The sequence below is a fragment of the Glaciecola sp. G7-5 genome, from assembly GCF_055808975.1.
Genome location: NZ_CM147892.1, coordinates 1694053 through 1713016 on the forward strand (window position 1 = coordinate 1694053; position 18964 = coordinate 1713016).

The following is an 18964-nucleotide window of genomic DNA, read 5'->3' on the forward strand; positions in this document are numbered from 1 at the left end:
ACTATTACGCTTTTCTGCGAGTTGCGACGACTAATCCAACGAGCCCTAGCAGCATGAAAATGCTGGTAGCTGGTGCAGAAGCGTCGATGATTGTCTTTGTCTCGAAAACAAGCAAGTCTTGTCCAGGAGAATCTTCAGCGAACAAGAAGGTTAAGTCGTAATCAGAACCCAAACCACTTAAACCACTTAAGAAGCCTGAAGCAAGCGCTGCAATACTTGCATCTAAACTACTAGCTTGACTTCTTACCTTGAAGTTACCAGCAGAAATGTCTAAATTGCCAGCATCAGCAATAATTTCCCAAATAGCAACTTGGAACGCTGCAGCTGTTTTACCAGTTGCATCACTTAACATACTAGAAACGTTAGAAGTAGAGAATAAACTACTTAAATTAGCTACTACACCTGGGCTAAATAAGCTGTTAGTTACTGAATAATCTGCAGCAAGACTTAGGGTATCGTCAAGTTCAATGCAAAATGCTAAATAGTCATTATTTGTAGAAGTTTCGGTGACTCTAAAAAGACCCGCATTGACGTTGCTAGATATTCCATTTTCTTTTATAGATACATTTTTGAATAGTCGCTCACCGCTTGCACCATAAACACTAGTACTATTAGTTTGAGATATGTTTACATTGCCCGATAATCCAGCGTGCGCGGCAGCGCTTGCAAAAATCGATGACAAACCTATTACCAAGACCCCTGCGGCGAATATATAGTTTTTCATTTTTATTCCTTAATGAATATTTAATTTACTTATTTTTTCACCAAGTCCAAACACTATTTAGCAGATTTGAAGGCGAATACTTTTCCACTCGCAATAATTATGCCAAGCAAGAAAACGTAAGGTTTTACATAGGCTTAAAGAAATATGTTATCTAAGCAAAAACAGGTATGTAAAGAATTCTGACAAAGAAAAGCACAAATATTAATCTACCCTCGTAACATGCTCGTTGCCCTGCTTGGTCGACCTCTAAGCTCAATTCAAATGTTTAATTTGCAACTGTAATAATCTGTCTCGCGCAGCTTGAGATTTCAACCTAGATGTAAACTGCTGTATTTTACGCTTGCCTGTAGAAGTGTTTTTATCGACCAATAGCGCCTCTATGTAATTCAGAATTATATCTTCGTTTCTTACACTATCGTACATAGCCAAATTATAAGCTTCTATTGCTTCGCTAGATTTACCCTGTTGCATGAGTACCTGAGCATAGGTGTCGGCATAGTCTAAGTTGCTTGGGTCAGTCGCATGGGCTTTGGCACTATATTCATAAGCTTTGGTATAGTTTTGTGCTTCAAAGTGCAGGTAAGCTGCGTTGTTTAACAAGCCTGCATTGTTAGGAAAATCATTAAGTAAAGATTCGAAAGTAGAAAGTGCAATGGCGGGGTCAAGCGCAGCCAGTCGCAGGGCATACATCGCTTTGCTGTTAGCATCGTTTGGGAAGTCTGCCACGTGTTGTTTAATGATTGCAAAAGCTTCGTCATTTTTTCCTGCAAGGTCTAGCGTTTGCGCATATAGCTTTAAATTATCAGCAGTCTTAGCGGCTTCATAGGCAGTGTTTGCGTCTTCAACGGCATGTTTGCCTCGCCCTTCTAAAACGGCAATCCGCGCTTTAGTGCCTCTTACATAGGGTGTTACATCTATCCCTTTCGGTAAACCCATTAGTGCTCTTTTAGCTCTGCTCACGTCGCCCGCTTTTGCATAGTAATGGGCCGCTATCATTTCAAGTTGAATAGCTTCGTTGTTTTCTAAAAAGCGCCTTGCTGCTGCCGCTGCTTGTTCGTAATCACCCTGCATGTCTAAAACCTGTATTAAGCCCAAGGTTGCATCAATGTCGTTGGGGAATAGGCTATTGAATTGATTGTAGTGGCTAAACAATTCATCAAGCGCATTCATATTATACAAAGCCATGCCTTTAACTTGCCAGTATCTATAAATCGTAAAGCGATTTGCGTCTATTGGTCTTAATGCATCAACCGCTTCTTTAAATTGCTTTTGTTCTACCAAAACTGATGCATACAAAAGGTTTAGGGCTTCGTCATCACTATTGCTTGCCACGGCCTGTTTAATTTTGGCTATCGCTTCATCATTATTGCCCAACTCACTTGTGATTTTGTAATAACTTGCTAATACTTTCGCGTTGGCAGGCTCTTTATCTAACAGGGCCTGAACTTTGGTTAAGCCTTCCTCATATTTTTCCAATTGCATATCTATCATAATGCTGGCTAACTGAACGAATACGTTTTTTGCATCAATACTTAAGGCTGTATCGACAATAGCATCAGCTTCAAGGTATTTTTGTTGCGTAGCAAGCATATCAGCTTCAAGAATGTAACCTTCGATCATCAAAGGTTGCTCGCGTTGCCACTGTTTTGCGAATGCCATACCTTTATCAACTTGTTTAGCTAATACATAAGCACCAGCAAGTGCCGATTTTATTTCATATGATTGTGGATTTTGCTGCAAGGCTTGTTCTAAATCGGCTATGCCTGTGAGGTCGTTTACAGCAAGCTTTAGGGCTGCTGTACGAACTAAATCGTCGGTAGTTTTGTCGCTTTTTTGGCCCTCGATTATCATATCTTTGGCAGCGTCAATGTTGCCTGATTTGATCATTTCATAGTTTGCACGTGGGAATAGTCTTAATTCGTCGGGGCCGTTATTATCTATACGGCTTAGTATCTTTGTCGCATCAACAGCATTGTTTAGTGCTAGTTGACTGTCAGCTAATATGGAAAGTGCAGGATGATTGTTTGGTAACGAGTCGGCCGCTACTAAAAGATGGCGAACAGCGCTGTCAAAATCTTCGGTTTTGTATGAGGCTAAACCTGCAATTATGCGTGCATTTAGGTCGGTAGAACCTGCATTAATTGAGGCCTCTGCAAATTTCTTAGCGCTTATGTAATCGTCATTTTCTGAACGAACCGATGCTTTGAGTAAATTCAATACACTGTTGTTTGCATTTAGCACTAGCAGTTCATCAATATACTTTTCAGCCTTAATATAGGCTTGCTGTTCCATCAAAAGGCTTATTAAGGCAAATTTTGCCTCTACATCATTAGGTGCAACAACTAAGTATCTCTCGTACAATTGAGTTGCTTTTGGAATGTCTTTATTAAGCATCTGCAAACGAGCTGCCACATTAATTACGTCTCTATCATTTGGTGATGTTTGCAAAACACTATTTATGTTACTAATCGCGGAAGGAATATTCTGGGCTATCGCGAATTGATAGCTTTTTAGAATCCCGCTATAAACCGTACCTACATTCATAAGCACTAGCTCATCAACTAAGGCTGAGGCTTGTGGTATTCTTTCTAGCGCCAACAACGACGTGACTACGCGAGTGCCTATTTCTACTTGTTTTTCGGGTGTTAGCTTGGATGAATCGTATGTGAGCTCCGCTAAGGCAACATTGGCTGATGAACGAGAAAGCGATAATGCTAGCATGGGCAATACTACGCTCTCGTCATAGCCATATTCTCGCGCGCGAGCAAGTTCTTTACTTGCTTCGTCATACATGTCGAGCTTAATGTATATTTTACCTAATTCGAAACGTATTTGGGCGGAACGTGGCGTTCCTTGTACTGCATTTTTTAGCGCAACCACCGCGCCTTCATTATTGCCTTGTGCTTCATATTTGGCGGCTTCTTGCAGATAATCTTCTGGACTCTTTTCACCGCAGCCAGTAAACAACGTTCCAATAAATAGTAAAAATAATAGCTGGGTAACAAACCTAATCATAACAAAACACCTTTTATTTAAGGACCAGAATACTTGTCTTAGTCTTAAACCTATCCAAACAGATTGAAAATTGAATTTCTAATACAAGCTCATTGCGAGCCAAGAATGCGAAATTAAACCATAATTTGTTTCCGTGTCATACTGTTGATTAAATAGATAGGTATAGTTATGGCATGAATTACTATAGTGCAGCGACCCAATATTAGCCGAGTTTCTCTCAATCGCAGCCTACAAAAATATTGGGGCAGTTACTAATTGAGAATTGCTTTAAATACTGCTCGTATTCAGCATTAGTGCTACCCTATTTTTGTTCACATACTTGCACGAAAGCTCTCACGGGAAAAGTTCCCATGCCGGTGATTTTCGGCGGAACGGCATAAAATTTTGCGCCCATGGAGGGCACTTTTTCCAAATTGGTCATATGTTCACATATTAGAATATTATTATTCAGCAATAAGCTATGCACTGGTCGTACTTTTGTTCGCGTATCATCAATATTATGAGAGTCAATTCCTACCAGTTTTGCCCCTTTATCGACTAATAATTGCGCGGCATCTTTACATAAGTAGGCATGGTTTTCGTAATATTGTTCAGTGTTCCAGTGCTGGCTCCAATTCGTATTTATTAATACTGCTTTATTCTTTACATCTATATTTTTAAAAAAGCTAATATCGACTTTTATGTGGTTGCGAGCATCTATAACGACAACAGATAAGTCAGCCAGAGCTTCTAACGCAATCTCTGCGAGATCATTGCCATCGGCAGCGAAATGAAATGGTACATCAAGATAAGTCCCGGTATTACTTACCATCTCTAATTTGCCGATTTGAACTTCATAATCATCGCCATAAATTGATTTCGATGCTTTACGGCTCAGATAATCGCAAATCACAGGAGCAGGTAATCCTTTATAGGTCACTAATCCATCATAGATTCGATGACTTAAATCAATAAAGAGGCGATTGTTATGCTTAATGTCGGGCATGTCCATTCCTTATGTTTTCGATTAATTCTATTATTGAGTAAGGACGACTAAAATAAGATTGTCTGGCTTCGTCAAAAGTTACAGATAATTACTTCGCCGCTATTTAGCAAAAATCTATATTACTTAGAAATAAAGAAATCGCTAGGGCAGACTGACTCATCAGCTTTCTATTGTTTTCAGCATTGTGTGTATTCGCTGCTGAACGTGGTCTTCATTAGAAAAACAAAACCAATTTTTTCGGGATAGTTAAATGGATAAGTATAATAAATCACAAGATTGGCATGCACTAAGCTCCGAAGTTGCTTTCGAGACTTTAAATACTACTCCAAATGGCATCTCTAAAGAAGATGCAGATCAAAGACTTCAGCAATATGGAAAAAATCAGTTGCCAGCGCCACAAACTCGCTCTAGCTTAATGCGTTTTTTGTATCAATTTCATAACCTTTTAATATATGTACTTATAGGCGCAGGTATAGTTACAGCCGCTCTAGCGCATTGGGTAGATGCAGGTGTAATTGCTGCTGTGGTATTGATTAATGCGATTATTGGTTTTGTGCAAGAGGGAAAAGCAGAGGATGCCCTAAAAGCCATTCAACAAATGCTATCTCCAAACGCGATGGTTATACGCGAAGGCAAACAAGTTGTGGTAAAGGCCGAAGACTTAGTGCCCGGGGACATCGTATTTTTACAATCAGGTGATAAAGTACCCGCCGATTTGCGACTGTTTCGTGTTAAAGGACTGCAAATTCAAGAGTCAGCGTTAACCGGAGAGTCTGTAGCAGTAGAAAAAAGCGTGGATTCAGTCACCCCTGCAAGTGTGCTTGGTGACCGCTTATGTATTGCCTATTCAAGCACATTGGTCACTCATGGACAGGGGCGCGGTATCGTTGTTAAAACCGGTGCAAATACCGAAATTGGACGCATAAGTACCTTAGTTTCTCAGGTGCAGGCGATTACAACCCCCTTGTTAGCGCAGATGGCGCAGTTTGGCCGTTGGCTAACATTCGCTATTTTATCAATAGCAGCGCTTACCTTTGTGTTCGGTTATTTTCTGCGATCATACGCCGCTTCCGAGATGTTTTTAGCCGCTGTAAGTTTAGCAGTAGCCGCAATTCCTGAAGGCTTGCCGGCCATAATGACTATCACGCTTGCTATTGGTGTGCAACGTATGGCAAAGCGAAATGCAATTATTCGAAAACTTCCAGCGGTAGAAACCCTTGGCGCTGTATCCGTTATTTGTTCAGATAAAACAGGCACATTAACACGCAATGAAATGACCGTAAGATCAATTGCAACGGTTAACAATGTGTTTGAAGTTTCAGGCACAGGATATAATCCTCACGGCACAATAAGCTTAGCTGGTCAGGAAGTTCTAAGAGAAGAACGACCAATATTACACGATCTCTCACGTGCCGCTATGTTGTGTAATGACGCTTCGTTAGAGCAAAAGGGCAATGATTGGATTGTTAATGGCGACCCCATGGAAGGAGCCTTGTTGGTTGCGGGAATGAAAGCTGGGATTGATATGGAAACCGAATTGAAAAGTTATCCTCGAAAAGATCTTATCCCATTTGAATCTGAACACCGTTTTATGGCCACACTTCACAAAAGCCATCGTGATGAGTCTTTTGTTTTTGTTAAAGGTGCGCCAGAACAATTATTAAAGATGTGTACTTTGCAGAAATCCTTAGACGGCAATATGCCTTTAGACAAGGAATATTGGCTCCAACGAATAGAAGAATTAGCAAAGCAAGGGCAGCGAGTACTAGCCATTGCGATTAAATCGGCAAGTCCGGAAAAACAAGAGTTGCAGTTTTCCGACGTAGAGCACGACCTTGTAATGCTTGGCTTGTTTGGCATGATTGACCCGCCGCGCGACGAAGCAATTGAAGCTGTGCAAGCCTGTAAAAAAGCAGGGATCCGAGTAAAAATGATTACTGGTGACCATGGCGCCACGGCGCTTGCCATTTCACGCCAACTTGAGCTTGTTAATACAAATTCAGTGCTTACAGGTGAAGACATTGCCAGTATGAGTGAGCAAGAACTTAACAAGCGTGTGAACGAAGTAGATGTTTATGCACGGGTAAATCCAGAGCATAAACTTTTGCTGGTCAAACTGCTGCAAGAGCAGGGGATGATAGTTGCCATGACAGGGGACGGAGTGAATGATGCACCCGCGTTAAAACGCGCTGATGTAGGCACGGCAATGGGACTTAATGGCACAGAAGTTGCCAAAGAGGCATCTGAAATGGTATTAGCAGATGACAATTTTGCGTCCATTATGCATGCCGTAGAAGAGGGACGAACCGTCTACGATAATTTAAAAAAATCTATTATATTCATTCTACCGACTAACGGCGGCGAAGCCTTGCTTGTGTTAGGCGCTATTGTACTTGGCTTTGATCAGCTTCCGCTAACGCCTGTACAGATTTTATGGGTCAATATGATTACCGCAATCACGCTTGCGCTGTCTCTAGCCTTTGAACCTTCTGAGCATAACGTAATGAATCGGATGCCACGCAAATCTAATGAACCTATGCTCAGTGGCTACTTAGTTTGGCGAGTAATATTTGTTTCTTTCATTTTGATGATTGGCACAATGGGGCTATTTTTATATGAAATTCAGGCCGGTGCGAGTATTGAATTTTCACGCACAATTGCCGTAAATACACTGGTGATGTTTGAGATTTTCTATCTGTTTAATTCGCGTTATATCAAAGATTCAGTTTTCAATTGGGAAGGGTTCACAGGCAATCGATATGTACTGATAGCGATTGCTTTGTTAGTTTTATTTCAAATTGGGTTTACTTATTTAAGTCCTATGCAAACCATGTTTGGAACCACCTCAATTAGCTGGATAAATTGGTTGCAAATAATATTGGTTTCTTGCTCAGTATTTTTCTTGGTTGAGTTTGAAAAATACCTTGTGCGAATAAGAGAAAGTAAAACTCTTTAAATTAAACGCAGTGCTTACTAATTAGTTTTCTAGTTTTGTTGATGTTGAGGAACGTTTATTAATACAAACTAAGTAATATCGAACTTATTCAATCGATACACAAAAGTTTTATATGACATTCCTAAGTGCTTAGCAGCAAGGGTTTTATCGAAACTTTCCGAGAAAACCCATTGATCGACGCGAAGCGGCGTCGATGGGATGAATCGGAATAGCTAACCCTGCTCTTGAATATATTTTCGAATTGTATCAGCAGATGCATTTCCAACAGAGCAAACAAAATACCCGTCAGACCAAAATGTTTTTTCAATCCAAAATTGCTTTCTATATTTCACAACCAAGATTAAATGTAACGCTATTAGATATTTGCAGTGTGATTTAGTTTCATATTCCATCTTGACAACCCATTCTTATACAGTAGTCTATACAGTGTATGAAAAAGACGCTTAGATACAACTACAGGCTAAATCCATTGCCAGAACAAGAAGCCAAACTCATTGAGTTTGGCGCGACAGCCCGTGGTATTTGGAATCTGTTGCTGTCTGAAAATATGCGTCGTTATGAGTACGATAAAACGTTTTTGTTTTACAAAGATATGGCTTCGCTTCTTAAGGAAGTTAAGCCATTCGAAGAGTTCGAGTGGGTTAAATCTTTTGACTCGGCGGCAGCGCAACAGGTAGCCAGAGATCTAGAAACCGCCCTCAAGAATGCCTTTTCGAGAGGTCGAATGCAGCGTTTTCCAAAGCATAAGATTTCATATAAAAAGAAAAAACTTCACAATGATTCTTTTCGAGCTGTCAACAACTCCAATTGCATCCGAATTGAAGATGGCACTATCAGCATCCCAAAAGTGGGTAAGGTGCCTATCATTTTGCACCGCGAGATAACGAGCAAAATCAAAACGGTAACTATTCAGTATCGCCACGGAAAATGGGAATGCAGTATCACTCAAGAGGTCGAGTGCAAATCTGCGCTTCGCGTTTTAAAAACTATTGCTGGCTTTGATATCAACTCAAAGCAAACCGTGGTGGGTTCGAACGGCTTTGTTGCTAACAATCCGAAGTTTTTAAAGCAATCAAAAGAAAAGTTGAATCAATTACAACGACAGCTTGCACGCCGAAATAAAGGCTCAAATCGCTGGCACAAAACAAAACAGCGCATCAACAAGTTACACGGTAAAATCTCAAGGCAAAGGCTCGACTTTGCGCACAAAATTTCACGACAGATAGCCAATGAAAATGACATTTTAGTGTTCGAGGATTTAAACGTAAAAGGGATGCAGAAGTTCAATGGTAGCATGGTTGCCGATAACGTGATGGGGTTAATAACCCAGCTTTCAAAATACAAAGCGGAGCTTGAAGGTAAGCTCTATCACGAAATTGGCCGTTTCGAAAAATCCACAGGGATTTGCAACGAGTGCACACAGCATCATGTGTTAACATTGAACGACAGGCATTTCACTTGTAAAGCTTGCGAAGCCTACCAAAACCGCGACCTATCAGCGGCTAAAAGCATCGCTAAAACAGGTGAATTGGATTTAATTGCGGCTGGGATCGTCGCACGGGCAGCCCCCACATCTCAGAAAAAATCAGCTATTAAAACGAAAGTCTTCGAGTTATTGAAGTTTGCTGCTGGAACTGAGAAAAGAGAAGCAGCCTAGCCACAAAAGCTAGACTGAAGAAGCCCATTGATCGACACGTAGTGACGTCGATGGGTAGTTCACTTTGGAGCTATAAGTTGGTACAAGACTTGTAATACTCTGAAGTGAAAGCCTCAACATAACCGGAGTAAAGCGTGAAAATACCAAACAAATATTCTGCAATAAGCATAGCCCTTGGTCTGATCTTAACAACGACTTTAATTAGCCCCCTTGCAATTGCACAAGAGAGAACCGAAACAGTCAAAGTGAAACACAAAGTAATCCAGGTAAATCAAGAAAACGAATCGCCGACGACCATTGAAATAGAACAAGATGGTAATACGCAAGTGATTGAAATCAGTGCACAAGAGCTTGCTGATGAAGCACTTTTGAATAACAAACTTTCGAGCTTAGATAAAGAAACACGCATTATTGTAATGCAGGTACTTTCGTCGAAAGAAAAACATTTCAGTCCCAACGGCAGCGCAATGCATACTCGACATAAATATGAAATGGCTGTTGATGACGTTGATATTGATATAGACAGCGATCACGATGTTGATATAGACATAGATAGCGGCCACGATGTAAAACACGTAAAAGAAATATTGGTGATTAACGACGGTGACGACGTCGATTTTAAAGGACCAATGACCGGTCACCATCAAGTGATTATCAAACTTATTGAAAAAGGTAAATTTACGCCCGATCAATTGGCTGAAATTCAAGGTGCGCTAGACGCGAAGTACTAATATCACAATAGGTGCGAAGGCAGTCAGCTGCCTTCTATCCCTATATGTCTGTTATTCACAAATAAGGTACATCGTTTTCCTGCTTGTATAAAATGACTGGACTGTAATTGACTGCTTTATGCATTCTTTTATAAGCTCGTTGATCTACGTCAATGCGAAAAAGTGCTTTAGCGTTATGTTTATAGAGTAGAATTCTTACAGGTACATGCATTCCCTGTTTTAACTTTTTAACAGAAAAAAGGAAATGTGATGAAAACTTATATTGTTTTGATTAGTTTTATGGCAGGTATTTTCTCTCTTACAGCGTGTGATAATAGTGTCGATGCACCCAGAGGTTTTAGCCTACCAGAAGGTAATGCAGCAAATGGCAAACAAGTGTTTATCAAACATCAGTGTCTTGCATGTCACACAATTCAAAATGCATCAGACGCCTCCTTACAAGCAGAGCTTGAACAACGATTTGAATTAGGGGGTGAAAAAAGTAAAGTAACCACTTATGCAGAATTAGTGACAAGCATAATTAATCCTTCCCATAAAATTGCGGCTAGTTATAAGTTGCAAACTAAAGACCGAAGCAGAACATCAAAAATGCGCAATTACAATGACGTGATGACGGTGACTGAACTGGTCGATTTAGTTACGTATTTGCAGCCACACTTTAAAGTTAAGCCTTACGAGTACACCTCGTATGGACGTTATTACTAACTACACCGCGCTTACCTCGTTGCCATAAGCAAGGCATAAATTTCTAATTAAATATCAGATAACTAAGTATGAAGTATGATACTTTTAGTAGTGTGATAATAAAGCACCATTAGGTGTAATTTACTCGACCATTTTCTACTGAAATTGCTTAGTAGGGTGGAATGTTGCTTATGACAAGCACTTATAATTAGAGTAAAAAGAGCGCAAAACTAAATGTCTTCGGTCATTTACTCAACAAATTAGTTGTTTTGTGCTCTGTGATCAGTCTTTTAGTGCCGTGGAGTAAAAACAAAAAATCTATGCAAGTTTTCAAGCAACTTTATAATATTACCACTAACAATCAATTGTCTTTCAATGAAAAAATGCATGCATTGTTAGCGGTGGGCATCGAGGTGTTTGATCTACAACTTGGTATCGTCAGTGAAATTATCGATGACGAATACATTGTGCGCTATGCGATATCTCCCGATAATTCACTTGAAGCAGGCACCGTGTTTTTACTCAAGAACACTTATTGTGTGCATACACTCAACGCCAACAAATCTACGTCCTTTCACCATGCGGGAGAAAGCCATATTAACCAACATCCATGCTATCAGGGTTTTGGTTTAGAAAGCTATATAGGTGCGCCTCTACTGGTCGACGGACAACGTTATGGTACTTTAAATTTTTCAGCCGAGGCGCCTAGAGCAAAGCCCTTTACACAAGAAGATCACGATTTAATAGAAGTACTTGCCCATTGGATAGGTAATGAAATTGCAAGGAATCAAAAAATACTTTTATTAGAAGCGCAACAAGAAGAATTAGAACGCCAACAAATGGTCTTACAAGATATGGGACAGTTGGCTGGCGTAGGCGCATGGGAAGTTGATTTAGTCAAAAATACGGTTTATTGGTCTGCTGTCACAAAAGAAATTCATGATGTTGAACAAAGCTACACACCCGACCTTGAAACTAGTATTAATTTTTATAAAGAAGGTGACTCTCGCGATCGAATTAGAGCTTGTGTAGAAAAAGCAATCGCTGAAGGTGGTCGGTTTGGTGGTGAATTTGAAATTGTTTCTCACACAGGAAAAACCAAGTGGATAGCAACTGAAGGTAGAGCCGAATTTGAAAATGGTCAATGTACTCGTTTAGTTGGCGCGTTTCAGGATATTACAAAGCAAGTATTTTATCGTGAACAATTAGAAAAACGGCACAAAGAGTTGTCGTTGGCTATGGACGCACGTAGTGTATTTTTAGCCAATATGAGTCATGAGTTACGTACTCCCATTAATGGTGTGTTGGGCATTTTACAAGTTATTAGATCGGATAATTTTGATGCTGAGCAAACTCGCTTCTTGGGTATGGCGCGTGATAGCGCATCAACTTTATTAGCATTAGTAAACGATTTATTAGATTTCTCCAAAATCGATGCCGGCCAGGTTGATTTTGAATTGCTACCCATTAACGTTAATGAATATTTGACCCACTTCATTAAGGTGTTTAATTTAAGCGCGAGCGAGAAATCCTTGCGCTTTGATGTAGATTTTTCCGCAACTGAAGGTGTCTTTGTGAAAGCTGACCCCATGCGGATCCGCCAAATTGTAGCCAATTTGTTAAGTAATGCTATAAAATTTACGCACCAAGGGTTTATTAAAATTTCTTCGAGTTTTCAGCAACGAGATCAGCAACGCGTTGAACTCGTCATCAGCGTTGAAGATAGCGGTATTGGAATTTTGCCTGAAAAAATACCTGAGCTGTTTTTGCCGTTTCGCCAAGCAGATGTATCTACAACCCGTCAATACGGAGGTACTGGGCTTGGCTTATCAATTTCACAACAATTGGCGAAACTCATGAACGGTAAAATTTCTGTACAAAGCCATGTAGGTAAAGGGAGTACTTTTACTGTAAATTTGGATTTGTTGCTGGATTCAACAAAAAGTATAGCTACAAAAGAACCAATTGACTCGTTCAATGCAGATTTAAGTCAATTGAGGGTCTTGGTGGTGGAAGATAACGAAATCAATCTGGTTATCGTGTGCGAGATGTTGCGGCAACATGGGATAAACTTTGATACGGCGAAAGATGGTATTGAATGTTTAGCTAAATTGGGTGATACCGCGGCGCCTCCATTCTCTCTAGTTCTTATGGATTGCCAAATGCCCAACATGGATGGTTATGAAGCGACGGTGGCTATTCGCTCGACGGCTTCTAACTATCAAACGATTCCAATTGTGGCATTAACAGCTAATGCCATGCAAGAAGACAAGCAGAAGTGTTTAGCACTTGGCATGAATCACTACTTGTCAAAACCTCTAGACAAAAAAAGCTTATACAAAGTACTTAAAAACTACGTCACATAATCCTTTTTATCTTTCATACCTTACGATAATTTTGATACACATCAAAACTCCTTACTATCTTCTAGTTTATTGTATAAGCTGGGAAGTAGTTTAAAAATTGACCTATTGCTGTCTCGAATTGGATAAGGTGCGACGATGAATGAGTTTACAGTAAACGTGCCTGATGCAAATGTCGGCAAGGTCACGGCGGTACAGGGTAGCGTTGTTGATATATATTTTAGTGAGAAATTGCCCGCGCTGCGCAATTTATTAAGCATAGATAGAAGCGACAAACGTCTATCGCCCATTTTCCTTGAAGTGCAAACACAATTAGATGCCAAACGTATTCGTGCAATTGCATTAATTCCTACAGCAGGATTAGCGCGAGGTATGCTAGTGTCTGATACAGGAGGCCCACTAAAAGCGCCCGTAGGCCCTGAGATTTTATCCCGTATGTTTGATGTTTTTGGCAATACAATTGACCAACTACCCGCACTAGAAAATGTGCAATGGCGCTCAGTGCATAATACGCCACCACCGCTGTCGCAGCGCTCTACCAAAACCGAGGTGTTCACTACTGGCATTAAAGTAATAGACTTGCTGGTACCACTCGAAAGAGGCGGTAAAACAGGGCTGTTTGGTGGTGCGGGAGTAGGTAAAACTGTTTTATTAACGGAAATGATCCACAACATGGTAGGCCATCAAAAAGGGGTCAGTATTTTCTGTGGCATAGGTGAGCGCTGCCGTGAAGGTGAAGAACTACACCGTGAAATGAAAGATGCTGGCGTGCTCAAAGACATGGTCATGTTGTTTGGGCAAATGAACGAACTACCCGGAAGCCGTTTTAGGGTAGGGCATGCAGCATTAACAATGGCTGAGTACTTTCGCGATGATGAACACAAAGACGTTTTATTACTAATTGATAATATTTTCCGCTTTATTCAAGCTGGTTCTGAGGTGTCTGGCCTTATGGGACAAATGCCGTCGCGCTTGGGTTATCAGCCTACATTAAGCACAGAATTAGCACAGTTAGAAGAGCGCATTGCCAATACTGATGCGGGTGCCATTACATCCATTCAAGCCGTTTATGTACCGGCTGACGATTTCACCGATCCTGCTGCCGTGCATACTTTTTCGCATTTATCGGCATCTATTGCTTTATCTCGAAAAAGAGCCGGTGAGGGGCTTTTCCCAGCGGTTGATCCTCTACAGTCACATTCAAAAATGCTAACACCTAGTATCGTTGGCGAACGTCATTATGAGTTGGCGCAATCTGTTCGTCGAACGCTGGCAAAATATGAAGATTTGAAAGATATTATCGCCATGCTCGGCTTAGAACAGTTGTCTCAAAATGATCGTAAAGTGGTTTCTAGAGCCCGTCAATTGGAGCGTTTTTTAACACAGCCATTTTATACAACTAAGCAGTTCAGTGGAATGGAGGGCGCAACGGTGAGAGTTGAAGATACATTAGATGGCTGTGAACGTATCTTGCAAGACCAATTTATTGATTTACCTGAAAGTGCTCTTTACATGATTGGACGCATAGACGAACTGAAAAAAACACAGGCGAAAAAAGCGAATGCAGAATAATATTGCAGGTGCACCTGATGCAGAGAAAGCAACAAACCTGATGCAATTGCAAATATTGCTACCCTCAAAGGTGTTCGCTCAACATGACTCAGTACAAAGCATGGTGGTGGATACGAGGCAAGGGTCTTTTGGGATACTGGCGCGCCGTCGTGATTGCGTAGCTGCATTGGAGCCAGGAATACTAACATTTCAAGTTTACGGCCAACAGCCTCAGTATGTGGCGGTAGACGAAGGCATATTGATTAAAAAAGCAGAGCAAGTAAAAGTATCGGTGCGAAAAGCGCACTCGGGTAGCGATTTGGCTAAGCTAAAAGAAACAGTATTAGCTGAATATTCGTCTCTAACGGAACAAGAGCTTGAGGTGCGTGCCGTGCTTGCACGTTTAGAAAGCAGTTTCATGCGTGGTTTTAATTCACTGCATCAATTTTAAGGCTTAGATTGATTTATTTAGCATTGCTGGCCGAGCTTAACAGAGATCATGAAAGGGGCAATGAGTGTGCACAAAAAAGACCGTTTTGTTAAGAACATTGACAGTAAAGTGAGTCGAAAGATCAAGGCACAAAAGCAACAACATCGTTCTGTGTGGATGGGCTTAGGTTCAATGGGAATTGTGGGGTGGTCGATTGCGGTGCCTACTTTACTTGGATTATTGCTAGGGATCTGGCTCGATAAGCACTACCCCACTGGATTTAGTTGGACACTTAATTTTCTGATTGTAGGCGTTGTAATGGGCTGTTTTGTTGCTTGGCGTTGGATATCAAAAGAAGCAAAGGCCATAAATAAGGAAGATAAAAATGACTGATATGTTGCTATTGTCACTATTCATTGGAGCTGCACTAGGGGCATTCTTTTTTGCGTCTTTATGGTGGACAGTACGCAAGGGAATAAATACAGAAAACCCTGCATTATGGTTTATGGGAAGCTTCATACTGCGAATGACTATGGCTCTATTTGTATTATATTGGCTTGCTCAATTTGGTAAATGGCAGTATTTAGCGGTAGCGCTTGCTGGTTTTATTGTTGCACGAGTAATTATCACTCGTATTGCGCCGTCGCCCGCGCCCCCAGCCACATCTTCGGCAAAGGAATCAAATCATGCACCTGAGTAGCGACGAAATAGTGTTTTGGCAATTGGGCTGGATTAACCTTAATTTAACTATTGTGACAACGTGGGGAATTATGTTGTTGCTGAGTATGGGGGCTTGGTTAATTACGCGGCGTTTAGATAGTGGCTTGCACATCTCACGTTGGCAAAATGTGCTTGAGGTCATCGTTATCGCTGTAAACGAGCAAATAAAAGAGGTTGGACTAAAGCAATCACGGCTTTATTTGCCTTTTATAGCAACCTTATTTTTATTTATTATGGTCTCGAACTTGCTCAGTGTGTTCCCTTTGTATGAACCGCCAACAGGCTCGCTGTCAACCACCATTGCCCTAGCATTATGTGTGTTTGTAGCGGTGCCGTTTTATGGGGTTCGCAAACAAGGCGCAGGTGCTTTTTTGAAGTCTTATTTTGAGCCAACAATCTTAATGTTGCCCTTTAACATTATTGGTGAGATTTCTCGCACTTTAGCCTTAGCTATTCGCTTGTTTGGCAATATTATGAGCGGTGCAATGATATTGGCCATTTTGCTAATGGTAACGCCGTTCATTTTCCCTATATTAATGAATGCATTACACCTATTAACAGGCGTGGTTCAAGCGTATATCTTTAGCATTTTGGCTACTGTTTATATTGCCTCTGCTACAAATAATGAGTCGGCTTAACAATACGATTTTTACTTTCAAAAAGGAACATTTATGGACAGTATGACTTTAATTGCAATAACTTCTATTATCACCGCCGGTTTAACTATGGCTATTGGTGGTTTGGGGCCTGCTCTTGGAGAAGGCAAATCGGTAGCCAGTGCTCTTGCTTCTCTTGCGCAACAACCTGATGCCTCTTCAACGATAACGCGGACTTTGTTTGTTGGCTTAGCGATGCTTGAATCAGTTGCTATTTATTGTTTTGTCGTCTCAATGATCTTGATTTTCGCTAACCCATTCTGGAATTACGTGACCGCACAGGGTGTTGGGGGATAATCGTGTTATTCGATTGGTTCACTGTTTTTGCGCAAATTATTAACTTTCTCATTTTAATGTGGCTTCTTAAACATTTTTTGTATAAACCTGTTTTAGATGCCATTGATGCAAGAGAAGAGCACATTGCTAAATTGCTTACGGAAACTGAACAAGCGCGTCAGCAGGTCGAAAAACAAGAAACTGAATTAGTCGCTAAAAACGCAAATTTTGCTTTGGAAAAAGCTGATTTACTGCAAAAAGCGCAAAAAGAAGCTGACACCATGAAAGCACAATTGCTCGAGGAGGCGTCGGAAGAAGTTATGCAACAACGTCGAATATGGTTACTTAGTTTGAGTAATGAGCGTGAAAACTTTGCCCATGGAATTAAGAAAAAGACCCAGCAAGAAGTGCTTTATGTTGCTCGAAAAGTGTTATCAGATTTATCAAGTATTGAACTTGAATCACAAATAATCAATGTGTTTATTAAGCAGTTATTACAACTCAATGAACAACAAAAAGAAGGCTTTGTGAAAAACAACAACACTGACGTTTCAATCCGCAGTGCGATGGTCTTGCCTGACGACATTAAAACGCGCATACAAGAGGCTATTACTGCAGCTTTTTCCGCTAACTTAAAAGTCAAATATGAAAACGACAAGGAACTAGTGAGTGGAATTGAGTTAATTGGCGGGGGTCATAAGTTAAGCTGGAACATCGACGATTATTTTTCGAACTTAGAAGAAAATATTACCGCTCTGGTCGACCTTAAGATTATGCAGGGAACTAAGCATGCTCAACATATGGGAGAGTCAGGTGTCTGATCTTGATAAAACAGTTGATCAAGCGTTTGCACAGTTGCATTCAAGCAGCGATGCTTTTAACCCCCTGTTAGAGAATAAAGAAATAGGCATAGTTAAAAGTGTTGCTACTGGGATTGCCAAAGTGACCGGATTACCCTCAGTGGGATTTGAAGAATTAGTTAAATTTCGCAATGGTTTATTAGGTATTGCCTTTGATTTAAGTGAAGAAGAAGTTGGTGTTATTTTGCTAGGCGACTATTGGCTCATACAAGCGGGCGATGAAGTGCAACGCACTGGCCGTGTAATGGACGTACCTGTAGGTGAGGCATTGATTGGACGAGTTATTAACCCCTTAGGTGAGGCGATGGACAACAAAGGGCCAATAGAATGCAAGGAGCGCTTGCCAATAGAAAGACCTGCCGCTGCTATTATGGATAGAATGCCAGTTACTAAGCCATTGCAAACCGGGATTAAAGTTATTGACGCTATGGTGCCAATTGGTTTGGGTCAGCGTGAACTAATACTGGGTGATCGTCAAACAGGCAAAACCACAATAGCCTTAGATACCATTATTAATCAACGAGGACAAAATGTGCAATGCATATATTGTGCTATTGGCCAGCGCGCTTCCGCAGTAGCTAAAGCAGTTGCCGATCTGCAAGCCCATGGCGCTATGGAATATACGACGGTTTTAGTAACCGAAGGCAATGACGCCCCTGGAATGACCTATATTGCGCCATATGCGGCAACCAGTATTGCTGAATACTTTATGTATTTAGGCAAAGATGTGTTAATCGTTTATGACGATTTGACGAATCATGCGCGCGCCTACCGCGAAATAGCCTTGCTATTACGCAGACCTCCTGGTCGAGAAGCTTTTCCGGGAGACATTTTTTATATACATTCGCGACTCCTAGAAAGAGCGACTCACCTAAGAGAAGGCTTAGGAGGAGGCTCATTGACCGCACTGCCAATAATCGAGACAGAAGCGCAAAATATGGCGGCCTATATTCCAACTAATTTGATATCCATTACAGACGGCCAAATATATTTATCACCAAAACTTTTCGAGTTAGGCATATTACCCGCTGTTGATGTTGGGCTTTCAGTGTCAAGAGTTGGCGGCAAAGCGCAACGAGAAGATTACCGAAAAGTTGCGGGGAACTTAAAGTTGGCTTATGCGCAGTTTGAAGAGTTAGAAAATTTCGCTCGCTTTGGTACGCGTTTAGATGAAAGTACTCAAGCTCAGTTGGATCATGGCAAACGAATTCGTGCGTGTTTAAAACAAGCTGAACACGACCCAATAGCCGTTGATGCCCAAATAGCGCTTTTAAAAGCATTAGGTGATGGCGTATTTGATAAAATTCCGCTACATGACTTGCATGAAGCAGAGCAAAACCTCTATCGCCAATTAAA

At 40.9% G+C, this 18964-nt stretch carries 17 protein-coding genes and 1 pseudogene; 13 read left to right on the forward strand and 5 right to left on the reverse strand.

From position 1 onward, the window contains the following. Positions 1–4: 4 nt before the first annotated feature. From AC0L6H_RS07325 to AC0L6H_RS07335, 3 genes are all read right to left on the reverse strand, one after another. Positions 5–724 (reverse strand): hypothetical protein, encoded by a 720-nt coding sequence (locus AC0L6H_RS07325; RefSeq protein ID WP_473393485.1) that lies wholly within the window; start codon positions 722–724, stop codon positions 5–7. 252 nt (positions 725–976) lie between these two features. Then, a complete protein-coding gene (prsT, locus tag AC0L6H_RS07330) occupies positions 977–3739 on the reverse strand; it encodes an XrtA/PEP-CTERM system TPR-repeat protein PrsT (protein WP_473393487.1) in 2763 nt (920 codons plus the stop codon). 301 nt (positions 3740–4040) lie between these two features. Continuing rightward, positions 4041–4724 carry a cyclase family protein gene (locus AC0L6H_RS07335; RefSeq protein ID WP_473393488.1) on the reverse strand — a complete coding sequence of 228 codons (684 nt, stop codon included), beginning with the start codon at positions 4722–4724 and terminating at the stop codon, positions 4041–4043. A gap of 250 nt (positions 4725–4974) precedes the next feature. On the opposite strand from AC0L6H_RS07335, the gene AC0L6H_RS07340 reads away from it, so the two are divergent. Further along, on the forward strand, positions 4975–7680 hold the full coding sequence (locus AC0L6H_RS07340; RefSeq protein ID WP_473393490.1) for a cation-transporting P-type ATPase: 2706 nt from the start codon (positions 4975–4977) through the stop codon (positions 7678–7680). 68 nt (positions 7681–7748) lie between these two features. Here the strand turns inward: AC0L6H_RS07340 and AC0L6H_RS07345 are convergent, their stop codons facing one another. Together AC0L6H_RS07345 and AC0L6H_RS07350 are read right to left on the reverse strand one after the other, a co-directional pair. Further along, a complete protein-coding gene (locus tag AC0L6H_RS07345; protein ID WP_473394488.1) occupies positions 7749–7880 on the reverse strand; it encodes a helix-turn-helix domain-containing protein in 132 nt (43 codons plus the stop codon). Positions 7881–7892: 12 nt separating this feature from the next. Further along, positions 7893–8072: a transposase gene (locus AC0L6H_RS07350; RefSeq protein WP_473393491.1), complete on the reverse strand. Its 180-nt coding sequence runs from the start codon at positions 8070–8072 to the stop codon at positions 7893–7895. 38 nt (positions 8073–8110) lie between these two features. Between AC0L6H_RS07350 and AC0L6H_RS07355 the strand changes: the two genes are divergently transcribed. The 12 genes and pseudogenes from AC0L6H_RS07355 to AC0L6H_RS07410 form a co-directional block, all read left to right on the forward strand. Further along, a complete protein-coding gene (locus AC0L6H_RS07355) occupies positions 8111–9337 on the forward strand; it encodes an RNA-guided endonuclease InsQ/TnpB family protein (protein ID WP_473393492.1) in 1227 nt (408 codons plus the stop codon). A 134-nt stretch (positions 9338–9471) separates the two neighbouring features. Further along, positions 9472–10068, forward strand: a complete 597-nt coding sequence (locus tag AC0L6H_RS07360) for a hypothetical protein (protein WP_473393493.1) — start codon at positions 9472–9474, stop codon at positions 10066–10068. Between the two features lie 249 nt (positions 10069–10317). Next, positions 10318–10773: a c-type cytochrome gene (locus tag AC0L6H_RS07365; RefSeq protein ID WP_473393495.1), complete on the forward strand. Its 456-nt coding sequence runs from the start codon at positions 10318–10320 to the stop codon at positions 10771–10773. 299 nt (positions 10774–11072) lie between these two features. Beyond that, entirely contained in the window at positions 11073–13118 is a 2046-nt protein-coding gene (locus AC0L6H_RS07370; RefSeq protein WP_473393496.1) for a GAF domain-containing hybrid sensor histidine kinase/response regulator, read from the forward strand. A 135-nt stretch (positions 13119–13253) separates the two neighbouring features. Next, positions 13254–14687, forward strand: coding sequence for a F0F1 ATP synthase subunit beta (atpD, locus tag AC0L6H_RS07375; RefSeq protein ID WP_473393497.1), 1434 nt, complete (start codon positions 13254–13256; stop codon positions 14685–14687). Then, a complete protein-coding gene (locus AC0L6H_RS07380; RefSeq protein ID WP_473393499.1) occupies positions 14677–15117 on the forward strand; it encodes a F0F1 ATP synthase subunit epsilon in 441 nt (146 codons plus the stop codon). Before atpD ends, AC0L6H_RS07380 begins: the two co-directional genes overlap by 11 nt. A gap of 66 nt (positions 15118–15183) precedes the next feature. Beyond that, positions 15184–15489 (forward strand): AtpZ/AtpI family protein, encoded by a 306-nt coding sequence (locus AC0L6H_RS07385; protein ID WP_473393500.1) that lies wholly within the window; start codon positions 15184–15186, stop codon positions 15487–15489. Beyond that, positions 15482–15796 (forward strand): N-ATPase subunit AtpR, encoded by a 315-nt coding sequence (locus tag AC0L6H_RS07390; RefSeq protein WP_473393502.1) that lies wholly within the window; start codon positions 15482–15484, stop codon positions 15794–15796. Before AC0L6H_RS07385 ends, AC0L6H_RS07390 begins: the two co-directional genes overlap by 8 nt. Then, positions 15783–16454 (forward strand): F0F1 ATP synthase subunit A, encoded by a 672-nt coding sequence (locus tag AC0L6H_RS07395; protein ID WP_473393503.1) that lies wholly within the window; start codon positions 15783–15785, stop codon positions 16452–16454. Before AC0L6H_RS07390 ends, AC0L6H_RS07395 begins: the two co-directional genes overlap by 14 nt. Positions 16455–16487: 33 nt before the next feature. Further along, the gene (locus AC0L6H_RS07400) at positions 16488–16769 is read left to right on the forward strand and encodes a F0F1 ATP synthase subunit C (RefSeq protein WP_473393504.1); all 282 of its coding nucleotides are present in this window, start codon (positions 16488–16490) and stop codon (positions 16767–16769) included. Between the two features lie 2 nt (positions 16770–16771). Further along, on the forward strand, positions 16772–17569 hold the full coding sequence (locus AC0L6H_RS07405) for a F0F1 ATP synthase subunit B family protein (protein WP_473393506.1): 798 nt from the start codon (positions 16772–16774) through the stop codon (positions 17567–17569). Continuing rightward, a pseudogene (locus AC0L6H_RS07410) lies at positions 17547–18962 on the forward strand (alternate F1F0 ATPase, F1 subunit alpha); the annotation flags it as partial. The gene AC0L6H_RS07405 and the pseudogene AC0L6H_RS07410, both read left to right, overlap by 23 nt. Positions 18963–18964: the final 2 nt, after the last annotated feature.